The following is a 13,136-nucleotide window of genomic DNA, read 5'->3' on the forward strand; positions in this document are numbered from 1 at the left end:
TTTCATGAATACCGGATACCTTTACTTTTTAGGTTTTATGTAATCCGTACTCGTCACTTTGGATAAACTAGCCAAACAAAGCATCCTCACCACCATCTCGGCCTACCTGGGCGTGGTCATCGGGTATTTTAACCTGCTCTGGCTGCTACCGTTTGTGTTGGAACCGGAGCAAATTGGCCTGTTTAAAACCATACAGGACATGGCCCTGCTGCTGATGCCCTTTGCGCAGATGGGGGTGGGTAATGGAATCACCCGGTTTTTCCCACAAGTAAAAAACGATCCACATTCCTTCTTTACCTTTAGCCTGTTTCTGGGACTGGTAGGCTACACGCTGGTTTTGTTTCTTTTTATCCTGTTTAAGGAGCCACTCACGGCTGCATTTTCCGAAAAAGCGCCGGAAGTAAACGAATACCTGCTGGTAGCCCTGTTGATCACGTTTTTGTCGGTGGTCAACAGCCTGTTGGATGCGTTCAGCCGCTCCTACTTGAAGATCGCCATCCCCTCCCTGATTCGGGATGTGCTCTTGCGCCTGTTGATGGGACTACTGGTGCTCGGCTATTTTTTTGAGGGGTACTCCTTTCCGCAAATGATCTGGGGAATGGGGCTGGTGTATTTTCTCACCGTGCTGAGCATGCTGGTATACATGCGAAAAGCCGGCATGCTGAACCTAAAATTTGACTGGGCCGGGATACCCAATTCGCTAAAAAAGGCATTTTTCAGGTACAACAGCATCACCTTGCTGGGGACGGCAGGAGCCCTGCTGATTATGAAAATCGACAGCCTGATGGTGAGTTCCATGATCGGCCTGGATGCCAATGCCGTGTATACCATTGGCTTTTCCATTGCGGTGGTGATCGAAATGCCCCGAAGAGCGATTTCCCAGGTGGCCATGCCGGTCATTTCGGGTAAATTCGCCGACAATCGGCTGGATGAAATCAATGCCCTGTACAAGAAAATCGCGGTGCATCAATTATTGGTATGCGGTCTGGTCTTTCTATTGATCTGGGTTAACATCGATACCCTGTACCATTTTGTACCCAATCGCTCGGTCTACGAAGCAGGGAAATGGGTGGTGCTGCTCATCGGGCTGGGAAAGCTGACAGACGTGGTCTTTTCGGTCAATGGAGAAATCATCGTCTTTTCCCGGTTTTACCTGTTCAATATCACGGCCACCCTCCTGATGGCGGCTGCAGTGGTGGTGTTTAACCTGGTTTTGATTCCCCGCTACGGCATCGAGGGGGCGGCATTTGCCTCGCTGCTCGCCATGTTTTTTTACAATTTGCTGAAGTTTTTCTATGTGAAAGCCAAGCTTGGATTCAACCCCTTTACCAAAGCGGTGTTTCAGCTGCTGTTTGCCGGAGGCCTAAGCTGGGCGGTAGCGGGTCTTTTGCTGCCCAAAATGGATACCATCTTGCTGGACTTACTGCTGCGAAGTGGCCTGCTACTGCTCGTTTACCTCTCGCTGGTGCATTGGCTAAACGCCGCTCCAGAGGCAGAAAAGTGGCTGCGAGACCGGGCAGGCAGGTGGCTGAAATCGGGTTAGCAACTAAGCATTCAGCATCCCCTGCAACAGGTCGGCAAGTTGCCGGGTCAGGTTCCGCCGGTGAAATGGCTGCCCTTGGTTTTCCTGCTTTTTCGCCTCAGGTAGGCTACGCAGGTCGGACAGGTAACCTACCAGCCCGGCAATATCCTCATGGGCGAATACCTTACCCGCTCCCGCCTGCGCGATAATTTTTGCCGCATCCCCTTCCGGGTCGCCCAGCCCGATGATCTCCCTTCCGGTAGCCATGTACTCAAAAAGCTTCCCGGGAATATTGCCCCGGGCATTTTTAGTCTGGGTCAATATCAGCAATAGTCGATGCGCTTTTTCGTAGTAGGAAAACACCTCGCCGTGATTTAGGTAGCCGGTGAGATGCAGGTGCTCTTGCAGCCAATCGTCCTCCCGAATCCGATCTTTAAGCTGCTGGCTTACTTTTCCAACAAAGGTTAGGCGTACCCGATTCCGGCTGGAACCAAAAACTTCCTTCAAGGCCTGCAAAAAAGGAAACGGATTCCGTATACTGTCAATCACGCCCGTGTACACAATCTCCAGGGTTTCACCCGGGTCGGCAGCTGGCGAAAAACCCGCCGGAAGGTCCTCCGGATCAAAGCCATTGGTCAGCACATGAAATTTTCGGGAAGCCAGCTGCTCCATTTCCCGGGCAAAGGTTGGCGAAATGGTCACCAGGGCATCTGCCTCCCGGAAAACCGACATTTCGAGTTTCCGGTGTTTATTCCTGGCCACTGACGTCAGCTTCAAGGTGTCCAAAAACTCCCAGGTTGACCAGGGATCGCGAAAATCCGCCAGCCAGGGTGTACCGGTTTTTCGCTTCAGGTTTCTACCGATCAGGTGCATGCTGTGGGGAGGGCCGGTGGTGATGATGGCCTCAAACGCGTTGTCTTCCCAAATGCGCTGCAAAAACTCAACGGAGGGCTTTACCCAGAATCGTCTTGGATCCGGTATCAGGGCATTTCCCCGCAACCATACGGCAACCTGATCCAGAAAGGAGGGCGCTTTCTGTTCCAGAATACGGGAAGTATCTTTGATTTCCCCTTTCCTGATTCGCCTAAAAAGCTGGTAAGGTTCCCATATGGGGAACTTCATCACTTCGGTATCCGCTCCTACTTTTGCTTCAAGAGAATGGTCTTGCAAGGCAAAATCGGGGTTTTCCGGGGTAAAAATTACGGGCTGCCAGCCGAATTCCGGCAGAAATTTAGAAAACTTAAGCCAACGTTGTACGCCCGATCCGGCGCTTGGGGGCCAGTAATACGTGATGATCAATACCCGCTTCATACCTTAACTAAGCAAGGCCTGCAGGTTGAAACCCAACCCGCAGGCAATCGTGAACGCCCGCATTTATTCCCCTTGCGCCAGGGAAAAACCCCTGACCCCGTCAAACGTGTACAAATTTTCGGTCTTGATAAAGTCAAACCCCAGTTGTTTGACCTGCTGTAAGACATCGATCAACTGCTCATGGCTGATGGCACTCTCGTCGGCATTAAAAAACCGGACCCGCCAATGATCCGAACAGAAGGTTTCTTTCATTCCGCCCGGATACACCCGCACGCCCCTGTTGGTGATCAATTGCATTTTTAGGCCGGCGGCATCTACTTCCCGCAAGGCCTCGCCCAGCACGTTTGGATCCCGATCGTCTTCCTTCCAATCGATGAAAACATCCAGTCCTATCAGTACTTTTTTGGAGGTTTTACCAGGGCCAATGGCCAGGGCCGCTTTCAGTTCCTGCTCAGACCGGGTAGACCTGGGAAAGGATGCTTTTTTCATGGTTACGGGTGCTTTACCTAGTCGTTCTACGACAGCGGCTGCAAATTCCTGGGTTCCGACCCGCTTTTTGCTGATGCCTTCCTGATAAATATCCCCGGTGTGGATGCCATCCTCCAGGGTTCGCATCCAGGCATTGCTAATCGTTTCGGCCACAGCCGGCTGCCCGATATGCACCAGCATCATGATGGCGCCGTTGATCAGTCCGGAAGGATTGGCAATATCCCTTCCGGCGATATCCGGAGCGGAACCGTGGATGGCTTCAAACATGGCCACTTCCTCTCCTATGTTCGCTGACCCACCCAGGCCTACGGAACCGGTAATCTGGGCGGCGACGTCGGAAATGATGTCCCCGTATAGGTTCAATGTCACGATCACGTCAAACATCTCTGGCCGGTCGGCGATCAATGCGGTACCAATATCGATGATCTTATGATCCGTTTGAATATCCGGATACTCCCTGGCTACTTCGTTAAAAACCTGATGAAATATACCGTCCGCCATCTTCATGATGTTGTCTTTGGTCATGCAGGTGACCCGTTTGCGGTTGTTCATGCGTGCATATTCGAACGCGTACCGAACAATCTTCTCGCTTCCCGGTCGCGAGATCAATTTGAGGCATTGGTAGACCTCCTCGGTTTGCCGGTGTTCGATGCCTGCATACAGATCTTCCTCGTTTTCGCGAATAATCACCATATCGGTCTCCGGGAAATGCGTGCGAATGAAGGGGGAATAGGCCTTGCAAGGCCGGACATTGGCGTAGAGGCCCAATGTTTTTCGGGTCGTTACATTCAGACTCTTAAACCCTCCTCCCTGAGGCGTGGTAATGGGCGATTTTAAAAACACCTTTGTTTCGCGTAACGAATCCCAGGCACTGGGCTCAATTCCGGAACTAATCCCTTTCAGGTATACCTGCTCTCCGATTTCGATGACTTCAGTTTCTATGGCTGCGCCTGCAGCCTCCAAAATGGAAAGGGTGGCCGTCATGATTTCAGGACCGATTCCATCCCCATAGGCAACTGTAATTTTTCTTTTGTCGGACATATAATTTGATCTCGTTAGGTTTTAAGATGGTACAAAAATAGGAAAAATTGGTACAGTAACATTTCAAGTGCTCGTTTATTAAGTAGGAATACGAAGATTCACCCGGCCAGCGCGGTAAGCGCATACCGGTAGCGCGCATTTCGCCGTCAAATTTTTGGCGGTTTTGGATTTGAACAACTGATTTATAAATTCAAACGGCATTTTTTTAATTATTTATTTTATATGTCCGTTTCTGCCAATCACGATTTTTAACCGAATCTTTTGTGATTGTTTGCACTCCTCGTATATTTGAGCCGTATCATTGAAGAATTGGAATGGCAGAACAAAAAAATATTCTTTTCGAAACGAAAGACGGAATACTTTACCTGACCATCAGCCGGGAGTCCAAACTCAACGCCCTAAACTTCAACACCTTGGAGGAGTTGAAAAACATTTTCAACGAGGTGAACGATAACAAATCCATCCGTGGTGTTATCATTACCGGAGCGGGAGATAAGGCGTTTGTAGCAGGTGCTGACATCAATGAAATTTCGGAGCTCAACGAACTCAATGCCCGGAAATTTGCTGAATTTGGTCAGGAGGTTTTCGAAATCATTGAATCCTGCCATAAACCAGTGGTGGCCGTGGTCAACGGCTATGCCCTCGGAGGGGGCTGCGAACTGGCGATCGCCTGTCACATGCGCATTGCGACGACCAATGCCAAATTTGGGCAGCCAGAAGTGAATTTGGGCCTCATCCCCGGCTATGGCGGAACGCAGCGGCTCACCCACCTGATCGGAAGAACCAAAGCCACGGAGATTTTGATGACGGGAGATATGCTCGACGCCAATGAAGCCAAGGCACTCGGACTCCTAAATCACGTTGAAGCCACCAAAGAGGAAGCCATCGCCAAGGCCGAAGAAATCTTGAAAAAAATCATGAGCAAGGCCCCGCTCTCCATCGGAATGATCGTGGATTGCGTCAATGCGGTTTTTGCCAACGACGAAAACGGCTACCAGATCGAAGCCAATAGCTTTGCCAGGTGTGTCAAATCGGAAGATTACCGAGAGGGCACCAAAGCCTTCCTGGAAAAAAGAAAACCTAACTTCAAAGGGGAATAATCCCCTTTTTTATTTTTTATGGGGCTGTTAAAAAAATTAGCCGGGCAATCTGCCATCTATGGTGTCAGTAGTATTCTGGGAAAATCCATCAACTTTTTACTGGTCCCCCTGTATACCGGTTACCTACCCAAAGAAGATCTCGGTTCCTTCACCATTCTGTACGCGTTGATTGCGTTTCTTAACGTGGTGTTTACCTTTGGCATGGAGACCTCCTTTTTCCGTTTTTCCACGGGCAAAGGTTTGCCTCCCGAAAAGGTTTACCGAAATACGCAGTCACTGGTCTGCCTCGTTGCCCTGGCCCTGGGATTAATCCTGTATCTGGCCGCAGCACCGCTGGCCGATTTTTTCGATTTTTCCGGAAAAGCCCACCTGTTTCAATGGGCCGCGCTGATTCTCACCATTGATGCCCTGATGGCCATCCCTTTTGCCAAATTGAGGCTGGACGGCCGGGCCGTCACCTTTGCCACGGTCAAACTGGCGAACATCTTCCTCAACGTGGGATTCAATATCTTGTTTATCGTCGTTGCCTTTCACGTGGTAAATGGGGACATCCTTCCGGATTTGCAGCCCTGGGTCAACCAATGGTACCGGCCGAATGGGGGCGTGGATTACATTGTATTAGCAAACGTCCTGGCCAACTTCCTGATTTTACCGCTGGTGTGGAAACTCGTAGGCACCTGGAAGTTTGAGCTCAAGGCGTCCATACTGGCCCCCATGTGGCAGTATGCCCTACCGCTGCTTTTTATGGGGCTGGCCGGGGTGACCAACGAGGTCTTTTCCCGGGGGCTTTTTGAATACGCCCTCCCGGAAAACTACTACCCGCAGCTGAGTGCACGGGAAGCAGGCGGGGTATTCGGAGCGAATTTTAAGCTAGCCATCATCATGAGCCTGATCATTCAGGCATTTAAATACGCCGGCGAACCCTTTTTCTTTCAACAATCCGAAAATAAAAACAACCCACAGCTATTTGCCCGGGTCATGCACTGGTTCATTATCTTCTGTTCGGCACTCATGGTGGCAGTGGCAGTCAACCTAACGCTAATCGGCAGCCTCTTTTTTCAGGCCGACGGGTACGAAATCGCCCTTCCCATGGTCCCCATCTTACTGATGGGCTACCTGCTGTTAGGGGTATATTACAACCTGAGTATTTGGTTTAAGATCACCGATCAGACCCGCTACAGTTTTTACATTACCTTTGCGGGAGCGGTGGTCACCGTGCTCATCATCCTGACCCTGGTGCCGGTCCTCGGGTTTATCGGCGGGGCACTCAGCACCCTGGGATGCTACCTGACCATGGTGATTTTGTGTTACCTGACCGGTCAGAAATACTACCCCATACCCTATCAGACCGGAAAAGGTCTGAGCTACCTGGGAACGGCTTTTCTGTTTAGTTATGCCGGATTTTGGCTGGATACGGGGAATGTGGCCGTCGATTTTCTGCTACAAAATGGCGTATTTCTGCTGTTTTTGATACTGATTTTCTTCATGGAAAAAAAGGAACTATATTCACTATTTCATTCCATACGTAAGCGCAACCATGCAAATTAACGTCATCAATAAATCCAAACACCCCCTACCCGCCTACCAAACCGAATTGTCCGCCGGGCTCGACCTGCGGGCAAATCTTGATTCGCTGGTAGTACTGAAGCCCCTGGAGCGGCAATTGATCGGGACGGGCTTGTTTATCGAGCTTCCGGCCGGATACGAAGCCCAGATCCGTCCCAGGAGTGGTCTGGCCTTTAAATTTGGAGTGACGGTACTCAACAGCCCCGGGACGATCGATGCCGACTATCGGGGAGAAATTAAAATCCTGCTTGTCAATAATTCCAACACCGATTTTATCGTTCAGGATGGAGAACGGATAGCGCAGATGGTGGTAGCCAAACATGAGCAGATCCAATGGAATGCGGCCGAAACCCTGTCCGAAACCAACAGAGGATCAGGGGGCTATGGAAGCACCGGAAGGTAGTCCGGGTCGGCTTCCCGGACACCAAGCGACAGGCCTCCTGGGAACCAATTGCCCGCATTAATTGTAAGGAAAGATGATATGAGCAACTCCTTCCGATCTTCTATTAAAACACCCGGAGCCGGGTACAGGCCCGGCAACTGCCTGTGCACAGCGGAAAGGAACGGGTAGCAGGTACTAAACAAGCAAACAATCAATGAATAAGTGGTATCAACGAACGGTAATCTGGTTTTTTTCTTTGCTGATTGCTGTCCTGCTGGGGCCTGAGTCGGTCCTCGCACAGGAAAAACTAAGCCGTAAGGAACGAAAAACACAGAAAAAGGAGAGGATGGCTGACCGGCTGTTTATCGAGGGGCAAAAACACCTGATGCTGGAGGAATACGAAAAGGCCTATTTTTATTTTACCAAGGCCCTGGAATTTGACGAGGAAGAATCCGCCATTTATTTCAAACTATCCGAAATGATGGTACGCGCCAACCAACCTGAGAAAGCATTGGATTACGGCCAACAGGCACTGGCCCTGGATCCTGACAACAAATACTATCACCTGCAATTGGCCGAAATTTACAACGAGCAAAACGAAAGCAGAAAAGCCGCAGAGATCCTCGAAAAATTAATGGAGCAGGATGGGAATTACCAGCAATACATCCTGGATTTGGCCTCCCTGTACCTGACCTTACATGAATTCGACAAAGCGCTGGACGCGCTGAACAAAGCGGAAGACTACTTTGGAGTGGTGGAACAACTGACAGCGCAAAAGCAACGCATTTACCTGCGGAAAAACAACCTGGAAATGGCGATCACCGAAGGCGAAAAGTTGATCGATGCCCATCCCGGCAATGCCCGGTACGTCCTCGCCCTGGTAGAAATCCTCTTCAACAATAACCGGAACGAGCAGGCCCTGGAGCTGGTATTGGAATCAATGGCTGCCTATCCGAATCAGCCCGAGTTGAAAATGGCGGCGCACACCCTGTATCAGGAACAGGGCAACGTGAAGGAATCCAGAAAGTTTTTACTGGAGGGAATCAGCCATCCGGACCTGGACCCGTCCGCAAAAGCCCGCGCATTTTCGGGAATCCTCGCTCAATTGCAAAATTCGGCCCGCGACCAATGGCTGGATACCCTTGCTTCCCACATGGAACCCCTTCACCCCCGCGACCCGGAGGTACTGGCAGCGTTGGGAAATTGGAAGCTGCAACAGCGGGAGACCAAAGCGGCCGTTTCGTATTTCAAACGCTCGCTTCAGGAAGCCCCGGATAATGCGGAACTGTACCAAAAGTTAGTCCCCTTGATGTTTGAGGTCCAGGAGCCCTTCGATGCGATCGCGGACGTGGCCAGGGCCGCCACCGAATCCGCTCCGGAAAGTGCCGAACTTTGGTTCTACCTGGGCACGGCTCACTTGGGCAACAAGGAAAACGAAGCAGCAAAAACCGCATTGAGCAAAGCCCTTTCCTTAAATGGAGGCGCCAATCGACAATTATCCCTCATGGCGAATGCCCAACTTGGAGATGCCCTGCATGCACTTGGCGAAAAAGAGGCCGCTTTCGAAGCCTATGAAAAAGTTTTGGCAGAAAATAAAAATTATGAGCATATTTTAAATAATTATGCCTACTTTCTCTCTTTGGAAAAAAAGGAGTTGGAGAAGGCATACGAGATGTCGTTCAAATTGGTAAATCGATTCCCTGAAAACGCAACCTATCTGGACACCCACGCCTGGGTATTGTTCCAACAGGGCCGGTACGAAGAAGCCAAAGCCTACATGAAACGAGCGCTTGATCACCAGAAAGACCCAAGTGGCGTCATGTTCGAACATTACGGAGATATTTTATACAAGTTGGGGGAAAAAGAGCAGGCACTTACCTACTGGATCAAGGCTGAAGAAATGGAGGACACGTCGGAGTTTTTAACGTTAAAAATCCAAAACAAAACATATTATGAGTAAGGGTAAGTTAGTTGCCTTCGTTTTAGGCGCATTGATGGTCTTCTCCTGTGCAAGGAAACCCCTTTCCTATAGCGCTGACCGGGTGATGGACGAATTTGAACCGTATTATTTGAATTACAACTACCTTACCGCAAAAGGAAAGGTCACCGTAGAAGAACAGGACGGAAAAATCACCAAAGGCACACTAAACATCCGCGCAAAAAAAGACAGCATCATCTGGTTTAACATGTCGCCCGGGCTTGGAATAGAGGCGGTGAGGGGCTACATCAGCGCCGATCAGATCAAAATACGGGACCGGATAAATGGCCAGAAAATTGATATGGGCTATCAGGAATTTCAGCAAAAATATGGGGTTCCCCTCTCCTTTTCCCTCTTCCAAAACCTGTTATTTGCCAATATCCCCCACGAATTCACCTACAGGGACCGGCTGATTCGGGTGGGAAAAACCTTTGAACTGAGGCAAGAACGGGAAAACATCCAGTACAAAACGCTCGTGGACGCCGGTCATGGAAAAGTAACCCAACTGGAAAGTGAGGCCTCAAAAACACGATCGGGGAGCCTTTCCGCGTCTTACATGGACTTCCGGGACCTGCAGGGGCAACCGTTTCCCTATCAAGCGATTATTAAAATGGTGCTCAGCTTACCTCAGAAGCCCAAATCGAATTTTTTTCTGAATGCAGAAATGGTAAAAGTAGAACTAACGGATGACCCACTCAGCTTCCCATACAATTTTTAATTTCTTTCCCCGTAGTTTCGTATTTCTACTACTCTGCCTGCTTCTGTGGGTCCTGCCCACACCCAACTCCCAGGCACAGGTCACCGCAAGCAGGGCGGAACTGGAAGAAGAAAAGGCCAGAATCCAAAAAAGGCTGCGGGAATTCGATACGGTCTTGAAACGAACCACGGACGAAAAACGGGTATCCCTGAGCGAACTCCGCGCCGTCAACCAAAAGCTGGAAGCCAGAGAAAGCTACATTGCCACCCTAAACCGGGAGCTGCGCCTGGTAAAAACGGAAATCCGCCAAACCTCCAACCAAATCAATCGGCTAAGCAGCGAGTTGGAAAACCTCAGGGAAGAATATGCGCAAATGATCTACACCTCCTACAAACTAAACCAGGGGGTAAACCTGATTACGTTCATTTTTACATCCGCTACGTTTAAGCAGTTTTACATGCGGTTGAAATACCTGAAACAATACAGCGATGCACGAAAAAAACAGGTGGAACAAATGGAAAAAGTCAGCCGGGAACTGACCGAAAAGCAGGCCCAGCTAGAGAAACAAGAAGCCGGGCAACTGGCCGTGTTGGCCCAGGAAGAAGCCCAACGGAAGGAATTGAGCGCGCTGAAACAAGAGCAGCAACAACTGGTCAATTCCCTCAGTCAAAAGGAAGAGGCATTGAAACAAGAAATCGCCGCTACCCGAAAACAGCAAGAAGAGCTCAATCGGGTGATCAAGCGGGTAATTGAGGAAGAAATGCGCCTGGCCAAAGCCCGGGAGGAGAAGGAAAGCGGGAAAAGCGGCGAAGCTCCTGCCGCCCGCAACCTTCCGGCCACGCCGAGTACAAGTGCTTCGGCACTTTCCGCTTCCTTTGCCAGCAACCGGGGCAACATACCCTGGCCGGTAGAAACCGGATTTATATCCAAAAAATACGGGACCTTCCCCCACCCCACCCTAAAAGGAATCACCGAGACCAACGATGGCGTGGACATTCAAACAAATAACAATGCGCCCGTAAAGGCCGTATTTGCGGGAATCGTCACAAAAATCACTACGGTACCAGGCATGGGGGGGACCATCATCATCAAACATGGGGAGTTTTATACCATGTATAGCCGCTTAAAGACCATTGCTGTAAAATCAGGCCAGGAAGTGTCGACTTCCACCGTTATTGGCACCGTGTATACCGACAGCGATGGCCTGTCCGAGTTGCATTTTCAAACCTGGAAAGGCCTGCAAGTAATGGACCCAAGTATTTGGCTTTCTAGCAAATAATGCGTAAATTTTACCATAATTAGAAAAAATAATTACAACATGCTTTATTTCCTTTGCGTTAGAAAAGCACAGTGATATATTTGTAACAATTTCATAATTAAAATAAGCGAAACATGAGTACATTGGGTTTTATACAAAATATCGGAGGGGGATCACTGGTGATCATCGTTCTGGTAGTCATTCTTCTTTTTGGTGCAAAAAGAATTCCCGAATTGGCTAGAGGTCTGGGCAGAGGAATACGTGAATTCAAAGATGCCACCAAAGAGATTCAGGATGATTTGGAGGAAGGACTGAAGGATGACAACAAAAAAGCAAAAAAATAATACGTTGGAAAAATTTCTTTCATTCGATGAGATAAAAAAATCGCTGGAAAAAAAGGAAACGGATTGCAAAGCGATTGTAACTTATTACCTAAACAACATTGAGACGAAGGCGCATTTAAACGCCTTCGTTGAAGTTTATGGCCCTTCGGCTTTGGAGCAGGCCGCGGCCATTGATGAAAAAATTGCTGCCGGGAAGGCCGGAAAACTGGCCGGTATGGTGGTGGGAATCAAAGATGTGCTCTGCTATCAGGGACATACTGCCAATGCCTCCAGCAAAATCCTGGAGGGCTTCGAATCCCAATTTACCGCCACCGCCATTCAACGATTGATTGATCAGGACGCCATCATCATTGGCAGATTGAATTGCGACGAATTCGGAATGGGTTCCTCCAATGAAAATTCCGTGCATGGCCCGGTGAAAAATGCACTGGACGAAAGCCGGGTACCCGGGGGGTCTTCCGGTGGCTCGGCAGTGGCCGTTCAGGCCAATCTGTGTACCGTATCACTCGGAACCGATACCGGAGGCTCGGTACGCCAACCCGCAGCATTCACGGGAGTTATTGGCATCAAGCCCACTTATTCCCGGGTATCCCGCTATGGATTGATTGCCTATGCCTCTTCTTTTGACACCATTGGGGTCTTTTCGAAAAACATAAAAGACAATGCCCTGGTACTGGAAACCATGGCTGGTTCGGACGATTACGACAGTACTTCTTCCAGAAAAGCCGTGCCGGAATACAGCAACCTGCTTCATTTCAACAAGCCCGCAAAAATTGCCTACCTGAAGGAAACGGTCCATTCCGATGCGCTGCAACCGGAAATAAAAGAGCACACCCTGCAAATCCTAAAAAAACTTGCGGAGGAAGGACATCAGGTAGAAGAAGTGGCTTTCCCTTTGCTGGATTATGTGCTACCCACCTATTACATCCTGACCACCGCAGAAGCCAGTTCGAACCTTTCCAGGTTCGACGGCGTTAAATATGGATACCGAACGCCAAATGCCCACAATCTGGAAAGCATGTACAAGCTAACCCGATCCGAAGGTTTTGGCGAAGAAGTGAAACGGAGAATCATGCTGGGGACCTTTGTGCTAAGCGCCAGCTATTACGATGCCTACTTCACCAAGGCACAAAAGGTGAGGCGGTTAATCAAGGAATTTACCGAAAATTTATTGACCAAATTCGATTACATCGTGCTCCCGACTACGCCGAGCACCGCATTTAAGTTTGGGGAACATTCCAACGATCCGGTGGCCATGTACCTGGAAGACCTGTTTACCGTACAGGCCTCCGTATCCGGTGTACCGGCGGTGTCCATTCCCAACGGAACGGACAAGAAGGGATTGCCTATAGGCTTGCAAATCATGGCCAATTCATTTAAGGAGGCGGAATTGTATGCATTCGCCAATTACCTGACGGAAGCGGCACCAAACAATTAACTATACGAAG

The 13,136-nt window shown here is 49.6% G+C and carries 11 protein-coding genes; 9 read left to right on the forward strand and 2 right to left on the reverse strand.

Annotated features, from left to right (window positions below):
• Window positions 1–58: 58 nt before the first annotated feature.
• Window positions 59–1,543 carry a lipopolysaccharide biosynthesis protein gene (locus GCU44_RS12355; protein ID WP_154856676.1) on the forward strand — a complete coding sequence of 495 codons (1,485 nt, stop codon included), beginning with the start codon at window positions 59–61 and terminating at the stop codon, window positions 1,541–1,543.
• Window positions 1,544–1,546: 3 nt separating this feature from the next.
• Here the strand turns inward: GCU44_RS12355 and GCU44_RS12360 are convergent, their stop codons facing one another.
• The gene (locus GCU44_RS12360; RefSeq protein ID WP_154856677.1) at window positions 1,547–2,833 is read right to left on the reverse strand and encodes a glycosyltransferase family 4 protein; all 1,287 of its coding nucleotides are present in this window, start codon (window positions 2,831–2,833) and stop codon (window positions 1,547–1,549) included.
• A gap of 63 nt (window positions 2,834–2,896) precedes the next feature.
• On the reverse strand, window positions 2,897–4,363 hold the full coding sequence (locus GCU44_RS12365; protein WP_154856678.1) for an NADP-dependent isocitrate dehydrogenase: 1,467 nt from the start codon (window positions 4,361–4,363) through the stop codon (window positions 2,897–2,899).
• 314 nt (window positions 4,364–4,677) lie between these two features.
• Between GCU44_RS12365 and GCU44_RS12370 the strand changes: the two genes are divergently transcribed.
• The 8 genes from GCU44_RS12370 (at window position 4,678) to gatA (ending at window position 13,126) form a co-directional block, all read left to right on the forward strand.
• A complete protein-coding gene (locus GCU44_RS12370; RefSeq protein ID WP_092176674.1) occupies window positions 4,678–5,463 on the forward strand; it encodes an enoyl-CoA hydratase/isomerase family protein in 786 nt (261 codons plus the stop codon).
• Window positions 5,464–5,481: 18 nt separating this feature from the next.
• Window positions 5,482–7,011, forward strand: a complete 1,530-nt coding sequence (locus tag GCU44_RS12375; protein ID WP_154856679.1) for a lipopolysaccharide biosynthesis protein — start codon at window positions 5,482–5,484, stop codon at window positions 7,009–7,011.
• Window positions 7,001–7,432: a dUTP diphosphatase gene (dut, locus tag GCU44_RS12380; protein WP_154856680.1), complete on the forward strand. Its 432-nt coding sequence runs from the start codon at window positions 7,001–7,003 to the stop codon at window positions 7,430–7,432. The genes GCU44_RS12375 and dut overlap by 11 nt, the downstream gene beginning before the upstream one ends.
• A gap of 193 nt (window positions 7,433–7,625) precedes the next feature.
• Entirely contained in the window at window positions 7,626–9,371 is a 1,746-nt protein-coding gene (locus tag GCU44_RS12385; protein WP_154856681.1) for a tetratricopeptide repeat protein, read from the forward strand.
• On the forward strand, window positions 9,364–10,107 hold the full coding sequence (locus GCU44_RS12390) for a DUF4292 domain-containing protein (protein WP_154856682.1): 744 nt from the start codon (window positions 9,364–9,366) through the stop codon (window positions 10,105–10,107). The genes GCU44_RS12385 and GCU44_RS12390 overlap by 8 nt, the downstream gene beginning before the upstream one ends.
• Window positions 10,076–11,365, forward strand: coding sequence for a murein hydrolase activator EnvC family protein (locus GCU44_RS12395; protein ID WP_154856683.1), 1,290 nt, complete (start codon window positions 10,076–10,078; stop codon window positions 11,363–11,365). The genes GCU44_RS12390 and GCU44_RS12395 overlap by 32 nt, the downstream gene beginning before the upstream one ends.
• Window positions 11,366–11,478: 113 nt before the next feature.
• Complete coding sequence (locus tag GCU44_RS12400) at window positions 11,479–11,688, forward strand: Sec-independent protein translocase subunit TatA/TatB (protein ID WP_092176689.1); 210 nt, start codon at window positions 11,479–11,481, stop codon at window positions 11,686–11,688.
• 4 nt (window positions 11,689–11,692) lie between these two features.
• The gene (gatA, locus tag GCU44_RS12405; RefSeq protein ID WP_154856684.1) at window positions 11,693–13,126 is read left to right on the forward strand and encodes an Asp-tRNA(Asn)/Glu-tRNA(Gln) amidotransferase subunit GatA; all 1,434 of its coding nucleotides are present in this window, start codon (window positions 11,693–11,695) and stop codon (window positions 13,124–13,126) included.
• Window positions 13,127–13,136 lie beyond the last annotated feature (10 nt).

This window comes from Cyclobacterium xiamenense, assembly GCF_009467825.1.
GTDB classification, from domain to species: Bacteria; Bacteroidota; Bacteroidia; order Cytophagales; family Cyclobacteriaceae; genus Cyclobacterium; species Cyclobacterium xiamenense.